Consider the following 19,439-nt stretch of genomic DNA (forward strand, 5'->3'; position numbering starts at 1 on the left):
GTGGAAGAATCCGACGCCATGACATCGATGAAGCTGGGCATGCCGATCAACTACGCAGGCGACTTCCGGGAGACCATCAACAATCTCGCCGACTTCGAGGCCGCAGGCGTGGAACGGATCGCGGTCCCGGAGGCCTACAGCTTCGACGCGGTCTCCCAGCTCGGCTTCATCGCCGCGAAGACCGAGAAGATGGAACTGCAGACCGCGATCCTGCCGATGTACTCGCGGACCCCGACCAATCTCGCGATGACCGCGGCCGGTCTGGACTACATCAGCGGCGGCCGTGCGGTGCTCGGCATCGGTGCCTCCGGACCGCAGGTCATCGAGGGCTTCCACGGCGTGAAGTACGACTACCCGCTGGGCCGGGCCCGTGAGCACGCCGAGATCTGCCGCATGGTGTGGCGTCGCGAGAAGCTCAACTACCAGGGCAAGCACTACACTCTGCCGCTCGACGAGGCGCACGGCGGTTCCGGTCTCGGCAAGTCGCTCAAGATCATCAACCACCCGGTCCGCGACAACATCCCGCTCCTGCTGGCCGCCATCGGCCCCAAGAACATCGAGCTGGCCGCGGAGATGTTCGACGAGCTGCAGCCGATCCTGTTCCACCCGGAGCACATCGACGCCGCGTTCGGCGAGTCCCTCGCCGCCGGCAAGGCCAAGCGTGACCCGTCGCTGGGTGACCTGGGTATCGTCGTACAGGCCACCGCCCGGATCTCCGACGACCCGGAGCAGATCAGCAACTCGAAGGAGCTCGTCCGCCATCATGCCGCGCTCTACATCGGCGGCATGGGTGCCCGCGGCAAGAACTTCTACAACCAGCTGGCCATCCGGTACGGCTATGCCGACGAGGCGAAGCTCATCCAGGACCTCTATCTCGACGGCAAGAAGGTCGAGGCTGCGGCGGCCGTTCCCGACGAGCTCGTGAGCGGCATGTCGCTCATCGGTTCCAAGGCCGAGGTCGCCGAGCGCGTGGCCGCGTTCCGTGAGGCGGGAGTCACCTGCATCCTCGCCTCACCCACCGCGCCGACCCACTCCGAGCGGGTCGCCGAGGTCGCGGCGCTGCGCGACATCTTCAACGGCTGATCCTCGCGCGCCGAACCGGGCGCGCATTTCTGTTCGACGCCGATCTGGCGCGAAGAGAGTGGGCGCCCGGATTCCGCGGCGAATGCGGAACGTCGGTATTCTGCGCCGGCCGTCGAAGCGCTCTCGATTCGAGGGCCGGCTCCGGCGGCCGTCGAAGTGTCCGTGGCGCGAGGTCTTTCGTGTGGACGACAGATGCCTGCCCGATTTTCGCAACAGTTCGCGACGCATACGAGACAGTGAATTGAGCGAAATGGCCAAATCCATTTCCTGCTGTTCCGTGATTGTCTACGGATGAATTCGGCGTTATTCAACCGGTCGCCGATTCGATACGGATGCCCCCGAGTTGTGAGGCGTCAAGCCGTCCCATAGGCTCTTGGGTATCCGCGCGGCGCAGAACGGCATTCGTCCAGGACGCACTGGTGTGACCGTTGTCATTCCGGTGGTCGTAAGCTCGGACAATGCCACCGGAGAACGAAATCGGCGATGACGTCCCGGGTCGGGCGGTCGCTGGAGAAGACGGTGCCGACGGAACCGGAGAGCCGGTGTGGTTACGGCCGGTTCTGGCGTACAGGTGACAGCAGTCGGACGTGACGAGGACGGCGCATGGTGAGTGGTGAGGCAGGGCGTTGAACTTCACCGTGTTGAATTTCGGCATGTTGAATCCGTTGGCGATGAATTGTGTCGCGACGCCGCTGTTTCCCGGAATCACGCCCATTCGCTCCACGTCTTTCTCGCGATTCGGGTACTTCTTCGAGGAGTCCCGATTTGCTGATTTGTTTTCGTGCATTCATCGAGACGGGATCTCGGTGATGGCGCCGCTTCGCAGGCCGGGGGGATCAGACGGTCGGCACGCGCCATGAGTTCCGGGTCCCACGGACCTGGTGAGCGCCGGACGGGCCGACGATGAGCGCCCCGAACCCGCCGCCGGTGGCCCCGACTGTCGGAATCGCGCGACGATTCCGGCTCAGTGCTGCGCAACAAGCGCTGTGGTTCGCCCAACAGGCGGCCATGGACGTGCCGATCAACGTCGCGCAGTACGTGGAGATCGACGGACCCATCGACATCGACCTCTTCCTGCGCGTCACCGGGGACGTGGTGCGTCGCGCCCAGTTCCTCCAGGTGAGGTTCGAGGACACCGACGACGGGTTGGTGGGTGTGTACGACCCGTCGTTGCACTACTGGGCCGACGTGATCGATCTCCGGGACCGTCCCGACCCGCGTGCCGCCGCCGAGGCGATCATGCGCGAGGACTGTGCGCGACCACTGGACCCTCGGGTGGATCGCACCGCTCGCGGCTGCCTGTTCCGTCTCGCCGAGCAGAAGTTCATCGTGTACAACCGCGGTCATCACCTGCTCACGGATGGCATGGGCGGCAAGGACCGCATGGTCGAGGCCATCGCCGCCTACCATGCCGCGGTCACCGGCGGCACACCTCCGCCCGCGAAGCCGGTGGACCTCGATCTGCCCGCGCGTGCCGACGACGAGTACCGCGCATCGCGTCGCTTCGACACCGACCGCGCCTACTGGCGTCAGTCCATGGCAGGAGTGGGGATCCCCGCGACGCTCGCGCATCGACGCGGCCGGCCCGAGGCACTCTCGCGACGAATCGCGACGCCGCTGGACACGGAGACGATGGATCTTCTCCGCCGCGCGGCCGAGGCGAACTCGACGATCCTGCCGAATGTCATCGTCGCCGCGTTCTCGGCCTACCTGTGCCGGGCAGCCGCCGAGGGCGACGAGGTGATCTTCCAGTTCCCGGTCGCCGCCCGCACCATCGCGGCGCTCCGGTCGACACCGCTGCCGGTGGCCAACATCGTTCCCCTCCGTACCGGGGTCGCGGGGCATGGGTCGGTCGCCGAAGCGTTGTCCGGCAGCCAGGCGGCGCTCCTCGGTGCACTGCGGCATCAGCGTTATCGTGGCGAGGACATCTGGGCCGACGTCGCCGCCGACGAGACCAGCGGCAGGGTCCGGCGGGCCGCGGCGCAGGAGCGGTCGGGCCCGATGCTCAACCTGATGCTCTTCCAGCGCGAATTCCCCTGTGGGGAGGCGCACGGCACCTTCAACATCCTGACCGTCGGCCCCGCGGAGGACCTGGCCGTCAACATCGTGCCGGTCGCCGGTGAGGACCGGGACTCGGTGCTCATGATCGGCGTCGAGGCCAACCCCAACCGCTACGACGAGGCCGAGGTGGCCGAGCATCATCGGCAGTTCGTCGCCATGCTGCGCACCTTCGCCGACGCCCTGCTGCAGGCACCCGACACCCGCATCGACGATCTCCCGCTGGCGAACCCGATGACGGTGGTCCGCGGCGCGATCCCCGAACCCGGGCCGGCGACCGTCCCGGAGGCGCTCGCGACCGCGGCCGCGCGTCACGCGCATTCGCCGGTGTTCGACGAGCCGCGTACCCGTCCACTCACCTTCAGACAATTGCACTTGCGCGCAACGGATCTCGCTGCCCGCCTCCGAACTGTCGGCGTGGTTCCGGGATCCACGGTGGCCCTTGCGTTGCCGCCGGGCGTCGACCGGCTGACCGCGTGGTGGGCGGTCGGGGTGAGCGGTGCCGCGGTCCTCCTGCTCGATCCGCTCGCCCCGCCGGCGGCCATCGCGTCGTTGCCGGAGGCCACTCGTCCCGAGGTCGTCATCGCCGCGCGGTCCGAGGATGCCCCGGCATCCGAGTCCGCGCCGCGCGTGCTGACCCTCGCCGAACTCGGTGGGCTCGAGGCTTCCGGGGGGCCGGCCCGCAGGCCCGCGCCGAATGACATCGCCGCACATCTCGCGATCACCGGAGCGACTTCTGAGCTCACCACCCTCGCGGTGCCCCAACGTGCGCTGGCCGCCCTGATCGCGACCGGCGTGTTCGACGCCGCCGCAACCGATCTCGAACACGGTCGGCTGTTCTTCGGCGCCCCCTCGGCGTCGTCGGCGGCCCACCTCGAGATCATCGCGGCAGCCGCGCACGGTCTGCGGCTCGTCGTGCCCGGCGCGGACGCCGCGCCCGCCACGCACGTGATCGCGACACCGGGAGATGTTCCGCGCCTGAGCGTGCAGGGACCGGTGACCTCGCTCGTGGTGGCGGGGGAGGACATCGCACCGGCCGCCCTGGTGCGCCTGGCCTTCGGCCGCGAGGTATCGGCGCCGTATTGTCCGCGCGGTGCATTCGGCCCGGTGACGGTCAACCGCCGGATCGCCCCCGATGCCGCCGTCGACCACCGTCTGCCCAGTGGGACACCGCGTCCCGGTGCCGGACTCGCCGTCCTGGACCCGTCGCTGCGTCCGGTTCCGGCCGGGGTGACGGGTGATGTCTACGTGACCGGCCCGCAGGTGGCCACGGTCATCGCCGGAGATCCGGTGCACACCGCATTCACCTTCGTGGCGTGCCCCTGGGAGCGGGGAGCACGCATGCTCCACACCGGCGACCGCGGTCACTTCGATCCGGGCACCGGCGCGTTGGTGATCGACCATCACGAATACGACGTGGTGACCCTCGACGGGGTGCGCATCGACCTCGCCGCGCTCGACCGGGCGGCCGGGCAGGTCGCCGGCGTCGGGTACGCGGTCTCGGTGGTGGCGGCGGGCGGCCTCGATGTGGGCGTCGTGTGCGACTCCGACGAGGTCGACCGGCAACGCGTTCGGGCCGCGGTCCGGCGACGCGTCGACGACGAGGTGCCGGCATCGACCCGGCCCCGTCGTGTGGTCGTCCTCGACGAGTTGCCCACCGACGTCACCGGCAACCTCGACCGGCGTGCGGCAGCCGAATCGATCACGGCCGCACCCGAGGCGCAGGCGGCGTATCGTCCGCCGTCGACGGCGGACGAGGTGGCGGTGGCCGAAGCGGTGACCGAGGTACTCGGCGTGCCGCGTCCGTCGATGGACGACGAACTCGTCCGATTGGGCGCCACCTCACTGGGATTCATGCAGCTCGCCACCCACCTCGGCAGCGCCCTGCGCGTGGTGGTCAACATGCGCGACCTCGCCTCGGTGACGACACTTGCCGAGCTCGCCGCGGTCATCGAGGCCGCTGTCCCGAGGCGGACGACGTCCACCGACGGCGTCGTCGCCTATCGGCCGACCCGTGCCCAGCAGGAGATCTGGCTGCTCAACCGCGCCGACCCTCATGCGACGGTGTACCACCTGCCCGTGCGGCTCACGCTCGCCGAACAGATCTCCGCCGACGCCGCACGGATGGCGCTGATCGACGTGGCCACCCGGCACGAGGCCCTACGGACCGTGTACCCGGAGGTCGACGGGGAGCCCGTCGCGCAGGTTCGCGACCAGGACGAATCGGCTGCTGCCGCACCGGTCACCAGCGCGACCCTGGACGCCCCCGGCGTCGACCACGCGGTCTCGGCGCCGTTCGACCTGCGGACCGAGGTTCCCTGGCGAGCGGTGCTCGACGAGACCGGCGGAGCCGTCGAACTGGTTCTCGTCGCCCACCACATCGCCGTCGACGAGTGGTCGCTGCACATCGTGCTGGAGGATTTCGCCCACGCGGTGCGTGCGCGTGCCGCCGGCGCAGGACCCGTCTGGGAGACCGAGGCCGTCTCGTTCAGTGCGGTCCTGGATGCGCGGGCCGCCGGTTCGACGACCGCGTCAACGCCTGCGGCGGAGGTCTTCTGGACCCGGTTCCGGCGGGATGCACCGGATCGGCTCGCCTTACCCGAACCCGCGGCGAGCACTGCGGCGGGGTCCGGGCTCACCGCCGGACCGGCGGTCCACACGTGCCGGCGGATCGGGCGCGCGGTCGCCGATGCCGCGGCCGCGCGAGCGCGAGAGTGCGGCACCACCGTCAACACGCTTCTGTGCGTGGCCCTCTCGGCAACCCTCGGCGAGTTCACCGACTCCGACGACATCGTGATGTCGATGCCGGTGTCCGGGCGGTTCACCAGCGAGGAACTCCGCCCGGTCGGCATGTTCGTCGAGACGGTGCCGGTACGGGTGACCGGTGCCCGCGAGACCTCGGTCGCCGATGCGCTCGCGGCCGTCGGGGGAGACCTCGGCACCGCCGTCGCGCTGGCCGACGCCGCGCCGACCGGACTGTCCGACGTCATCTTCGCGTATCACGCGACCGCGCCCGATCTCATCGCATCGGCGGTGTTCACCGACGGCGCGACGCTGCGTACCCGCGACGCCCGAACCGCGTTGGAGTTCACCGTGATCGACGACGGGGACGGGCTGTCCGTCACGCTGACGATCGCCGAGAACCGCGTGGACGTACCGGCGGCCGCGCGACTTCTCGACAGGTTCGTGGAGGCCGTCGCGGCCCTGGGCGCCGCGGCGCCGGATCAGACCGTCGCCGAGTGTCTGTCGCCTGGCCCGGTCACCGAGCCGGGCAGCAACCGGACCACCGGCGTCGCTCCCGTCGGCATCGATCCCATTCGGGCGCTCCTGCGCCACGCCGACACACACCCCGAGGCGACCGCGGTCATCGTCGGCGACGAGACGCTCGACTACCGCGGTCTCGTCGACCGGGCGCGTGCCCTCGCGACGCGCCTCGAGTCGTTCGGCGTGCGGCCCGGCGATCGCGTCGCGCTGCTCATGGATCGTCGCGCCGACACCGTGGTGGCGATCGTCGCGACCCTGCTGGCCGACGCGGTCTACGTCCCGATCGACCCCGACCACCCGCAGGCGCGGATCGACCTGATCCTGGCCGGGACCGCCCCGGCCGCGGTCATCGACAGCCGCCTCGAGGTGACGGAAGGTCTGGGTCGTCAACGCGCGCAGCCGATGCCGGGTGCCGCCTATGTCATCCACACCTCCGGCTCCACCGGCCTGCCGAAAGCCGTGGTGGTGACCCGGCGGAACGTGGCCGCACTGCTGGGGGCAGGACTCGATCTCGTCGAGGCCTCCCCACGGGACGTCTGGGCCTGGGTGCACTCCTACGCGTTCGACTTCTCGGTCTGGGAGATCCTCGGTGCGCTCGCCTCCGGCGGCAGCGTCGTCGTGGTGGACCGTGCGACCGTGCGGGATCCCCGAGCTCTCGCCGAGACGATCGAACGGCACGGGATCACCATCCTCTCGCAGACCCCGACCGCGTTCAGCGGAATCGTCGACCTGGCGACAACTCCCGCCCCGCCGGAACTGCCGTCACTGCGGGCCGTCGTTTTCGGTGGCGAGACCCTCGCACCGAAGACGTTGCGCGCGTGGGCCGCCGAACATCCAGGTACCCGACTGGTCAACATGTACGGCATCACCGAGACGACCGTCGTCCTCACCGCCGCCGACGTCGACCTCGACGACGAGCGCAGCATCATCGGCACGCCGTTCGACGGCGTCGGATGGATGGTCCTCGATCGGTGCCTGCGACCGGTGCCGACCGGCGCGGCCGGCGAGCTGTATCTCGTCGGCGAGCAGGTCGCGCTCGGCTACCTCAACGCTCTCGGCCTGACCGCAACACGGTTCGTCGCAGATCCGTCGGGGACCGGCCGGCGGATGTACCGGACCGGCGACCGGGTCCGTGAGGTGGGGCCGGGCCGACTCGCCTACCTCGGCCGCAATGACGACCAGGTCCAGATCCGTGGCCACCGTGTGGAACTCGGCGAGATCGTCTCCACCCTCCGTGCGATGCCCGGCATCGGCGATGCGCGCGTCCTGGTACGGCCGGGCCGTCGTGCAGGCGACGAACAGTTGCTGGCCTTCGTGACCGAGGACGGCCTCGCCGACTTCGACGTCCTCGACGACCTCGACGAGGCGTCGATCCTGGCCGGCTGCGCCACCCGATTGCCGGGGCACGCCGTGCCGTCCCGGGTCGCGATCGTCGACGGCTGGCCGATGACCCGGACCGGAAAGATCGACCGCGACAAGCTCTTCGCGGTCATCAGCGACACCGCTCCGCCGGTCGGACGGGCACTCGGCCCGATCGAGGAGACGGTGGCGTCGGCGATCCGCGCGGTCGTCGGCGAGGACGCGGGTCACCTCGGCGCCGACACGAACTTCTTCGCCGCCGGCGGTACGTCGCTCTCGGCGGCACGCCTGGCCGCCACGCTCGCCGGGATGGGGTACCGCGTCGAGGTGGCCGACATCTTCGAGTACCCCACCGTCGCGGAGCTCGCTGCCCGGCTCGCCACACCGGGGACGTCGACCGCCCCGCCGCGGGTGTCCCTGTTGTCGGACGACCGCGCGATCCCTGGAGATCTCCCGCTCACGCCCGAGCAGATGGACGTGTGGTTGCGATGGCGGACCGAACCGGAGTTCACCGGCTACCTCCTGCCACTGGCGTTGCCGATCGACGCGACACCCGGGGACCTACGTCGTGCGCTGGCCGCGATCGTGACCCGGCACGACGCACTGTGCACCGGATTCCCGATGCGCGGCGGGGTCCCGGTGCAACATCGGTGGGACGACGCCGACGTCCTCGACCACCTCGAACGGCAACTCGGTCCCGATGCCCCGGAAGTGTCCGCGTGGGACGCCTCGGTGTCGGACTTTTCTGGGCCGGACATCTCTGGGCCGGACATCGCCGGCCCGGATGCGACCACCGTCCTCGCGTCGATGGCCACGCCCATCGACCTCGCCTCCGCGCTTCCCTGGCGGGTCCGGATCGTCCGGATCGACGGGGCCACCTGGCTTCTCGGCGTGATCCACCACATCGCCGCCGATGGTGAGTCCTTCGCGATCCTCGCCGGCGAACTCGACACCGCACTCGCCGGTGCGACACTGCCGACGAGCGGAACGGACTATCGGCGGTACTCCGTCTGGCGGGACGAGACGCTCGAGTCGAGGCGGGCAGAGCTCACCGCGTTCTGGCGGGACGCGTTCGCCCGGCCGGTGGAACAGCTCCGGCTCCCCGAGGTGAACCTGCAGGCGGAAACCGTTGCGCCGGCGGCGGAGACGATCGTGCACCGCGCTCACGCGCGTCTCGACGCGACCGTCACCGCGTCGCTCGACGCGCTGACCGTCGCCCGGGCGTCGACCCCGTTCATCGCGGCCCACACGGTCCTCGCCGCGGTACTGGCCAGGCAGTCGGGCGCGCGGATGGTGACCATCGGCACCGCACTGTCGGGTCGTCTGGACCCGGGTCTCGTCGGTGTGCCGGGGCTGTTCGCCCGTGCGGTGCCGCTGCACACGCCCATCGACCCGGAACTCACCTTCGTCGAACTCCTGTCGCGGGTGACGACGGTGGATCTCGGTGCCTTCGCCCATGCCGATCTGCCGCTCACCGAGATCTCCGAGATCGCCGACCCCGGTCGTGCCGGCGCCGGAACCCCGTTGTTCGAGGTGTCGTTCGGCGCGGTGCCGGACGCGATCGTGGAGTGGGTGGAGGCCGAGTTCCCGACCGGGTCGGCCGACAGTGCCGCCGCCGGGGTTCTGGGGATCCCGCTCTTCGGCATCGACGTCTCGATGTACCGGCACGGCGGTGCTCTGCACCTGACGATGTCCTGCACCGATTCGGTCGCGACCGCGGGCCGCCTGGAGGCCCTGTGCGAGCTGGTCGTCGAGACGTTGCGACGCGGCGTGCTCGCGCCCGACGAGCCGGTCGTGTCGCTGATGAGCGCGGAGGGTGAGGATGCGACGCGCCCGGAGTTCGAGCCGGAGACCTTCGACGCGCTGCTCACGTCGTACGGCGCCGCGTCCCCGTCCGACATCGCGATCGTCGATTCGCGACATCGCATACCGGGATTCGGGGCCGAGATCACCGAGGCCGACTTCGACCGGCTGTCCGCACATCTGGCGCGGCTACTGGTCGAACAGGGGGTCGGCGCGGGCGACGTGGTAATCGAATTGCTTCCGAGGTCGGCGTTCGGCATGGTCGCGACTGCCGCGATCGCCCGCGCGGGAGCGGCGTTCGTCAACATCGACCCCGCCGACCCGGTCGAGCGTCGGAACCTGATCCTCGGTCGGTGCCATCCGGCGGTGGTGCTCACCCTCTCCGGGATCGACACCACCGGGATCGACACCGCGGTCGTCGCGCTCGACGACCTGTTCGCCGAGCTGCCCGCGGTGGTGCCGCCCTTCGCCGACACGGAACGCATGCGGGCGGTGACACCGGACGACGTCGCCTACGTGACCTTCACCTCCGGAACGACGGGTGTGCCGAAAGGCGTCGCCGTCACCCATCGCGGTCTGGCCGGGTGGGCTCGCGACACCGTCTCACGGCTGCGTCTGAGCGCTGCTGACCGCGTAATGCACACGTACGCAACGGGTTTCGATGCCCACCTGATGGGTGTCCTGCCGCCGCGGGTCGCCGGTGCGACGGTGGTCATGTGCCCGCCCGATGTCATCGCGGCGGACGAACTCGCCGACCTGGTCCAGGACGCCGGTGTGACCGTCCTGCTCACCACCCCGTCGGTGCTGGCGACCCTGCGCCCCGGCGGCCTACCGCACGTCCGGCACGTCGCGGTCGGCGGTGAACCGCTCGGGGCCGGTCTGATCCGTGAGTGGACCCGCGGCGGCACCCTCAGCAACGAATACGGCCCGACCGAGGCGACGGTCGCGGTGAGCAGTGCGCGGTACACCGACCCCGCCCTCGGCGTCGTGCACATCGGACGGCCACTCGACGGCGTGACCATGCACGTCCTTGACCCCATGCTGCGTCCGGTCCCGGACCACACTGTCGGAGAGCTCTACCTCTCCGGGAACTGCCTGGCACGTGGGTATCTCGACGATCCGCGGACGACCGCGGCCGCGTTCGTCGCCGGTCGGTCCGGCACACGCATGTACCGGACCGGAGATCTGGTCCATCGCCGCGGCGACGGGACCTTCGTGATCCACGGCCGCACCGACGACCAGGTCAAGATCCGTGGAGTCCGTCTCGAACCCGCAGAGATCGATGCGGCCCTGTCCCGACTGCCCGGTGTCGCGACATCGGTGACCGCGGCCCGCGCCACCGCAGCCGGCGAGAAGATCCTGGTCTCCTGGGTCGTCGGCGAGCCCGATGCCGTCCTGCGCACCGACGACCTCGCATCTCGGCTCGCGCATGTGTTGCCGCGCACCATGATTCCCGGTTCTTTCATCGAGGTCGAGGAATTGCCGATCGGCCGCAACGGTAAGATCGACGTCGCATCCCTGCCCGCACCGGACTTCGGTACCGCCGGTGCGGTCACCGCTCGCCGCGCATTGTCGGGGGAGACCGAACTGCTCATCGCATCGGTCTGGGCGGAGGTCATCGACCGCCCCGCCGACAGCTTCGACGCGGACTCGGATTTCTTCGCCGACGGCGGCACCTCGCTGTCGGCGACACAGGTCACCTCGAGGCTGTCCACCTCCACCGGCGTCGATGTCGCCGCACGCCTGCTGTTCGAGACGCGGACGATCGGCGAGCTGGCCCGCAGCGTCGACGCCCTGGTCTCACAGTCGTCCGAAACCGTCGCCGCACTGTTGCCGACGCCGGCGCGGCTCCCCGTACCCGATCCCTTGCCGCTGGCTTATCCGCAGCGCCGCATGTGGATTCACCACCACTTCGATCCGACCTCGACCGCCTACCACGTACCGGTGGTGATGCGGATCCGTGGTCGCGTCGATGTCGCCCGCCTGCGCAAGGCCGTCGACGAGGTGGTGGGCGCCCACGCGGTGCTCCGCACCGTCTACCCGGACTCGCCGACCGGACCGGTACAGCGCCAGATCGAACACCGCAGCCCGGTGCTGGCGCACCGCCTCGTCGAGGTCGGTGACGATGACATCGGCACCGTGCTTCGCCAGCAGGTGACGGAATACCTGCGTGCGCCATTCGATCTCGAGAACGAGCCCGGCTTTCGTGCGACGGTCTTCGAGGCGGACACGTCCGAGGACACCACGGCCGACGCCCCCGAGCTGTACCTCGCGGCCGTCCTCCACCACATCGCCATCGACGGCTGGTCGATCCGCGTGCTGCTCGCCGATCTGATGCGGGCATACGACGGTGAGCGACTGGCGGTGGCCGCCTACGAGGCCTTCACCTACGCCGACTTCACCCAGTGGCAGATGGCGCGACTCGGTGACCCGTCCGATCGGGAGAGTCTCTACGCGCGTCAGATCCGCTACTGGACAGCGACTCTCGCCGACGTTCCGGAACCGCTTCGGTTGCCCGGCCACCGCGAGCCCGATGCCGCAGCCGGCACCGGTCGGATCACCGCGTCGGTGCCGGCACTCGCGATCCATCAGACCGCGAGGACGTTGTCGGCCACGGTCTTCCAGGTTGCGCACGCAGCTCTCTCGGCGACCCTCGGTCAGCTGACCGGCAACTGGGACGTGTTGATCGGTGTCCCGGTCCACGGACGATCGGCCCCCGAATGGGAGCCGGTGGTGGGCATGTTCGTCAACACCGTCGCGCTCCGCACCCGACTCCGGCCGGACACGCCGGTCGCAGACGCCGTCGAGCAGGTCCGCGACGTCGCGCTGGCCGCGCTGGCGCACAGCGACGTCCCCTATGAGGACGTCGTGCGGGCGGTCCGGCCCGCGGCCCGGAACGGCGATGATCCGCTGATCTCGGTGCTGCTCGTCAGTCAGGACGTCGTCCCCGAGGCGTCCGGTGAGATCGCCCTGGGCGGCGCGGTGGCCTCCCTGATCACCGAGGCCACCTCCACGGTCGATGCGAAGTACGACATCGAGGTGGTCCTCGCGGAGAGCGACGGCGAACTACAGGTCACGCTGGTGCATTCCGGGCAGATCCCGGACGGTGTGGCACACGCGTTGCTCGACGAGTACACGGCGGTGTTGCGCGGTGTGGGCGAGGTCGGGAAACCGTTCCCGCTCGTCGCGGTGACTGCCGAGCCCGACGGGGTCGCGGTGGCCGCACCCGACCACGGAATCGTTGAATCCGGCGACCGCACAGTCGAACTCGATGACCCCGCGCCCGGTACCGCCGATCTCGTCTCGCGAGTCGGAACGATCATGGCCGAGCTGCTCGAGGTCCCGGAGGCCTCGGTCGCGGAGTCCGCCGACTTCTTCGCTCTCGGCGGTACCTCGCTGTCGGCCACCAGGGTGACCTCCGCGTTGGGGCGTCACCTCGGCATCCGCGTGCCCACCCGTCTGCTGTTCGAACATCCGACACCCGCCGCGCTCGCCGCCGCGGTGTCCGCGCTGGCCGACGCCGATCCGCACCAGCCCGTCGATGCGGCCGCGGAGACCTTCGACCCCTCGGACGCGCTGTCGGAGGAGATCCCGTTGGCGCCGACGCAGCGCCGTATGTGGGTCGGGGCCCAGATGCTCGGGCAGGTCCCGATCTACTCGGTACCGGTCGTGGTCGGGGTCCCGGCCGGGGTGACGAGCGCGGACGTCACAGCTGCACTGGACGCACTCGTCGACCGGCACACGGCACTGCGGACCCGCTACCTGGCCACGCCCGACGGGCCGCGGCAGCGGGTCGTCGACGGATGGCGGCCGCCGGTACGGCATCTGGATGCCTCCGCGCTCACCGGCACCGCCATCGCCGACGAGTTCTCCGCACCCTTCGATCTCGCCGGGGATCCGCCGGTGCGGGTGTGGCTGCTGTCGGAGGGCAGCGTCGGAGACGCCGAAACCACCAGCGTCGGAGACGCCAGAACCCCCGGCGTCGGAGACGCGCCGCTCGCGGTGGTGCTCGTCGCCCACCACATCGCGATGGACGGCGAATCCGCGGCCATCGTCGAACGCGAACTCACCGCACTCCTGACCGGGGAGGCCCTCGACCGGCAGCCGGCGGGCTTCGACGTTCTCGCGCGCCGGATGGTCGCCGAGGAACGGAACTCACGCGCCGAACTGATGCATTACTGGCGGGAGGCCCTCGACGGATACAGCGGGGAACTCGACCTCGCCGAGCACCGTCCGCCCATCCGTGACCTGCGCACCTCGGTGATCGAGTTCGCGGTCGACGACGCTCTCGCCCAATCCATCTCGTCGACGGCCCGCCGCGCACAGGCGAGCGACTTCCATCTCCTGCACGCCGCGACCGCGCTCGCGCTCGCGGCCCAGACCGGTGTCGACGACATCGCGGTGGCGACACCGGCCTCCATGCGCCGTGACGGGGACAGCGCCGGAACGGTGGGCATGCTGATCTCGACGGTTGTCCTCCGGACGCGGCTGACCGCCGGGATGACGGTCGGCGGGTTCATCGAAAGCGTTCGCGACGCCGACCTCGCCGCGCTGGACCATGCGGCCATCGCCTTCGACGATGTCGTCGCACTCGTCGATCCACCGCGAGTTCCCGGGCGCCACCCCCTCGTGCAGGTGGCCTTCTCGGTGGTCGAGTCCACCGGCGTCGGCCCGGGCCCCGGCGGTTCGCCGCCGGCAACCGGTACGCCGCCCGATCCCCGTGCGGATGCGCCACGCACCGCGATGGATTCGCACAGCGAGTTCGACGTGCACATCGTCGCCGTCCGTTCCGGCAACAGCTGGCGGCTGCAACTTCATCACGCACGGGATCTCCTCGACGAGAGCGTGATCCGCGGGTTCGGCGAGCGTCTGGTGGCCGCCGTCGCCGCGGTGACCGGTGATCCGGCGCGTCGTCTCGCCGCGATCGAACCCCTCACCGCGGCGGAACGCGAATTCGTCAGCCGCCGTGCACGTGTCCCCGCGCCCACCGGGACCGAACCACTGCTCGCCGACCTGTTCGCCGAAGCGGTTGCCTTGCACGGTGATCGTCCGGCGATCGCCGACGGCACGCGCACCCTCACCCATCTCGAGTTCGACGCGTGGGTGTCGGAGACGGCGCGGGCCCTCCGCGCACGCGGCCTCGGGGCGGGCGACGCGGTCGCGGTGGTCGTCCCGCGCTCCATCGAATCGGTGGTCGCCATCTGGGCGGTGAGCCGCATCGGCGGGGTCTGCGTCCCCGTCGACGTCACCTATCCCGCGGCCCGGATCGACCACGTGGTCGCCGGGGCGCACGCGACGGCGATCGGTCGCGAAGACATCCCCGAACAACCGACGGGACCGGTTGCCTCGGAACCGATCACACGCGTCTCGCCGGACTCGCTGGCCTACGTCATCACGACGTCGGGCACCACCGGCACCCCGAATGTCGTCGGCGTCACCCATCGGGGCGTGCATCGCGTGGCCGCGCTCGGAGACGTGCAGTCCGGCGACCGGGTGGGGATGGCGATCAGCCCGGGCTTCGACGCGACGTTCCACGACATGCTGCTGCCACTGGCCTCGGGCGCGACGCTGGTGGTCGTTCCCCCCGAGGTCGTCGGTGGACGCGAACTCGCCGAGTTCCTCGACCGCACCCGGGTCAGCGTGTTCACCGCGACGCCGTCGGTGATGCGAACGATGCGACCGGAATCGATCACGGCGTTGCGGCTGGTCTACATCGGCGGCGAGGCACTGCCGGCCGATCTCGCGGCGGCATGGTCGGAGCGGGCGCAGGTTCTGAACATCTACGGCCCGACCGAGACGACGGTGACGGTGTCCACCAGTGCCTACCGTCCGGGCGAGCCGGTGCGGCTGGGGCACCCGCGCCCCGGGATCGGCGCCGAGGTCCTCGACACCCGGCTCCGACACGTGCCGCCCGGCGTGGTGGGCGAGCTCTACGTGAGCGGAACCGGCGTCGCCCGTGGTTATCTCGGGGACCGAGCGCTGACCGCCGCGACCTTCGTCGCCGGGAACGACGGGCGTCGCCGCTACCGGACCGGCGACCTCGTGCGGTGGGATCGCGAGACCGGCGAACTGATCTACGTCGGTCGCGCCGACCGTCAGATGAAGATCCGGGGCCAGCGCGTCGAGCCCGCCGAGATCGACGCCGTCCTGGTGGGAGCCGGGGCCCGGCGCTCGGTCACAGTGCTGCGGCCCGGTCCGGCCGGTCCGGCCCTGGTGTCCTATGTGGTCTCGTCGGTGCCCGCCGACCGGCTCGCCGACACCTGCCGCGCGCTCCTGCCGCGGCACATGGTGCCCAGCCGGATCGTCGGGATGGCCGAGCTGCCCCTGAGTGGTGCGGGCAAGCTCGATCAGCGGCGTCTGCCCGAGCCGGTGTGGTCGGAATCGACCCGGGAACCCGAGACGCACACGGAGTCGACGGTCCGCGACGCGTTCCGGGCGGTGCTGGACGAGCACGGCGTCGGCATGGACGACGACTTCTTCGGGATGGGCGGCAATTCCCTCGCCCTGGTGCAACTGCGCGACGAACTGACCCGCCGCACCGGAATCTCCGTCGACGTCGCGGACCTGTTCACGCACCGCACGCCGGCCGAGGTCGCCCGCGTCGTCGACGCCGTCTCCTCGGGCGGGGGCACCGGGGTCGACCAGCGCGTGGTGCCGCTCTCGCGGGTGGGAGCCCCCGCGCCCGACGCCCCCGAACCCGATACCCCGGGGTCCGACGGCCCGCTCGTGTGGTGTGTGCACACCGCCACGGGGATCGTCGAACCGTTCCGCGCCTTCGGCGCAGCGCTGGACCGGGCCGTCGCGTACGGCCTGCAACTCCCCGAACTGGTCGTCGCCGACCGCGCCATGCCCGCGACCCTGCCGGAGATCGCGGCCTTGCACGTCGCCGCCGTCCGCAGCCGTCAGCCGGCCGGCCCGTACCACCTGGTCGGCTGGTCACTGGGAGGGGTCATCGCACACGAGATGGCCCGCCAGCTGGTGGCGGCCGGGGAGCAGGTCGCCGTCCTGATGGTCCTCGACTCCCGGACCCCCGACGACCTGCAGGGCGTCACCGACGACGAACTGCTCGGCGCGGACCACCCACTCCGCGCCGCGGCCGAACGACACGACCCGCAGGCAGTTCGGCGGTTCGAGGACCGGTCACGCACGCTGGCGGCCGCGCTGCGGTCCTACGAATTGGGTCCGGTGCCCGTCGGTAAGGTCATCTACGTTGCCGCCGAGGACAATCCGGACATCCAGAGCTGGGGACGGGCGGTCCGGCACGATGCCGGGACCGCGGTGCCGGAGGTGGACGTGATGCCCGCCGGTGTGACACATGCGCAACTGGGCGACCCCGACGTGATGCGTCGGCTGGCCAGGAGAATCGAGGAGGAATGGTGACCGGATCCGACCGGGACGCGACGTCGACGGGGCTGTCGATCCTGTTCGTCTGCACGGGCAACATCTGCCGCTCGCCGATCGGCGAACGCGTGCTGACCGGTCTGGCCGACCGCATGCGGGCCGACGGCACGGAACTCGCCGTGACCGCGAGCAGTGCCGGCACCGGCGCACTCAACGGTCAGCCGATCCACCCGCATTCGGCCGCGGTTCTCACCGAACACGGTTACGACGCCTCGGGTTTCGAGTCCCGATACCTGCGCCCGCCGATGCTGACGCAGGCCGACCTCGTGTTGTGCATGAGCCGCGACCACCGCGCGGCGGCCCAGCAGATGGCGCCCGCGCGCTGGAAGCGGGTGTTCACCCTCACCGAGTTCGCCGCGCTGTCGGAGACCGGCACCACGGACGAGAACGGCACACTCGCAGCAATCATGGCGGGACGGGGGCGCGTCGATCCCAACTCCTCGCTCCTCGACATCGTCGACCCGATGGGCCGTCCGCGTGAGGACTTCGATCGTGTCTTCGCCGAGATCGAGCCGAAGGTCGAGACCGTCGCCGGATGGCTGGCGGCACAACAGGTCACCGAGACGACAGGGGAGAGCCGATGATCCGCCGCATCGCCGGAAACCGGGCGGTCCAGATCGTCGCCGTGATCGTGGTGCTCGCCGGCGCGCTCGTCGCCTGGCTCGCGTACTCGGCGCTGAAGGTCAAGGGCGATCTGGAGTCGGTCCGAACCGACGCCTCCCGGGCCCGGAGCCTGATGCTCGACGGCGATCAGGCCGGAGCCTCGCAGGCCGCCGCGGCTGCTGCCGACAGTGCGCAGGCCGCGTCCGATCGGTCCCACGGCATCATCTGGTCGGCGGCGGCCGCGATCCCGGGGATCGGGTCTCCCCTCGAGTCGGTGCAACAGATGAGCGACGCCGTCGAGGCGCTCTCCGCCGACGTCCTCCTCCCGGCCGCGGACCTCGCCGGCGTGTTGAACCCGGATCGGCTCCGGACGGGGAACACCGTCAACCTGAAGCTGCTGCGGGAGGCACAGCCGGAACTCAGCAAGGTCGCCGCCCGCTCGACCGAGGTGGCCGGCCAGGTGGCGGCGATCGACCCGAGCTGGCTCGGCGTGGTCGCCGACGCGAGAACCCAACTCGCCGAACAGGTCGACGCAGCCGAGTCCACCCTCGTCGCCACCGACATCGCCGCGAAGCTCATCCCGCCGATGCTGGGTTCGTCGGGGCCGCGCAACTACTTCCTGGCCTTCCAGACGCCGTCGGAAGCCCGCGGAACCGGCGGCCTGGTCGGCGGTTTCGGCCTGCTCAACGCGACCGGGGGGCGCGTGACGGTTCCGGAGCTGGGGGCCAACTCGGAGTTCCGCGACCCGGCGACGCCGAAGATCAACCTGGGGCCGGAGTACGACTCGGTCTATTCGTATTACAAGCCCTACACCGACTTCCGCAACGGAAACCTCAGCGCGCACTTCCCCGACGCCGCGAAGATCTGGCTGGCCAACTGGCGCGCCCAGACCGGCCAGCAGCTCGACGGCGCCATCGCACTCGACCCGATCGCGCTGAAATACGTGCTCGAGGTCGTCGGAGCGGTGACACTGCCCGGTGGGGAGAAGATCACCGCCGACAACGTCGTGCCCATCACGCTGTCGACCTCGTATCAGCGGTTCGCCGATGACAACGAGGCGCGAAAGGCGTACCTACAGTCCATCTCCGAGGCCGTCGTCAAGAAGCTGATCACCTCGGGCGGCAGCACGCGCGGCCTGCTCGAGGCGCTCGGACGCGGCGTCCACGAACGCCGGATCATGGTCTACAGCACCACGCCCGCCGAACAGGAGATCCTCGAGACGACCAAACTCGGTCACCAGATCTCCGACACCGACGCGCCATACCTGCAGGTTGCCGTCGGCAATGCGTCGGGCAGCAAGCTCGACTACTACCTGCGTCGCGAGATCGACTACACCTCAGGCGATTGCAGCGGAGACACCCGAGAGAGCACGATCACCGTCACCCTGACCAACACCCTCGACCAGACCGGGCTCACCGATTACGTCGCCGGTGGCCTCGGCACGGAACTGGCGGTGCAGAAGGGCACCAACCTCGCCAACGTGGAGTTCCTCGCCACCAAGGGCGCGGTCCTCAAGGAGATGACTCTCGGCGACGCCGGTGCCTTCTACGTCGAACAGACCCTGCACGGCCGGCCGTACTACTCGACCCGGGTCGGCGTCGCACCGGGACAGAGCACCACGATCACGTTGAAGATCGACGAGCCGACCTCGGCGGCGGGCGAGGCCGTCGTCCCGGTACAGCCGCTGGTCGACGACCCGACCGTCACGGTCGACGTGCCCGCGTGCGGGTCGCGGAAGTGACCGTGCCCGCGTGCGGGACCCCCGCTCCCTGAGGTGCGAGCGAAGCGAGCCACGAAGGGCGGCGACGTCGTCTCACCAGGCCTTCGTGGCTCGTCGCGTGCGCTCCTCGCACCGCAGGCCGCGGGTG

The 19,439-nt window shown here is 70.2% G+C and carries 5 protein-coding genes; 4 read left to right on the forward strand and 1 reads right to left on the reverse strand.

Going from position 1 to position 19,439, the window contains the following annotated elements; translation table 11 throughout:
- Positions 1 to 18 precede the first annotated feature (18 nt).
- The gene (locus NWF34_RS07695) at positions 19 to 1,083 is read left to right on the forward strand and encodes an LLM class F420-dependent oxidoreductase (RefSeq protein WP_258324595.1); all 1,065 of its coding nucleotides are present in this window, start codon (positions 19 to 21) and stop codon (positions 1,081 to 1,083) included.
- A 307-nt stretch (positions 1,084 to 1,390) separates the two neighbouring features.
- Here NWF34_RS07695 and NWF34_RS07700 read toward each other — a convergent pair whose 3' ends face one another.
- Positions 1,391 to 1,870, reverse strand: a complete 480-nt coding sequence (locus NWF34_RS07700; RefSeq protein WP_258324596.1) for a hypothetical protein — start codon at positions 1,868 to 1,870, stop codon at positions 1,391 to 1,393.
- A 116-nt stretch (positions 1,871 to 1,986) separates the two neighbouring features.
- Between NWF34_RS07700 and NWF34_RS07705 the strand changes: the two genes are divergently transcribed.
- From NWF34_RS07705 to NWF34_RS07715, 3 genes are read left to right on the forward strand one after another with little or no spacing between them, the layout of a single operon-like run.
- Positions 1,987 to 16,947: a non-ribosomal peptide synthetase gene (locus NWF34_RS07705; protein ID WP_258324597.1), complete on the forward strand. Its 14,961-nt coding sequence runs from the start codon at positions 1,987 to 1,989 to the stop codon at positions 16,945 to 16,947.
- Complete coding sequence (locus NWF34_RS07710) at positions 16,941 to 17,552, forward strand: low molecular weight protein-tyrosine-phosphatase (protein ID WP_258324598.1); 612 nt, start codon at positions 16,941 to 16,943, stop codon at positions 17,550 to 17,552. The genes NWF34_RS07705 and NWF34_RS07710 overlap by 7 nt, the downstream gene beginning before the upstream one ends.
- Positions 17,549 to 19,312, forward strand: coding sequence for a DUF4012 domain-containing protein (locus tag NWF34_RS07715; RefSeq protein ID WP_258324599.1), 1,764 nt, complete (start codon positions 17,549 to 17,551; stop codon positions 19,310 to 19,312). Before NWF34_RS07710 ends, NWF34_RS07715 begins: the two co-directional genes overlap by 4 nt.
- Positions 19,313 to 19,439: the final 127 nt, after the last annotated feature.

The sequence above is a fragment of the Gordonia sp. GONU genome, assembly GCF_024733855.1.
GTDB lineage: Bacteria > Actinomycetota > Actinomycetes > Mycobacteriales > Mycobacteriaceae > Gordonia > Gordonia amicalis.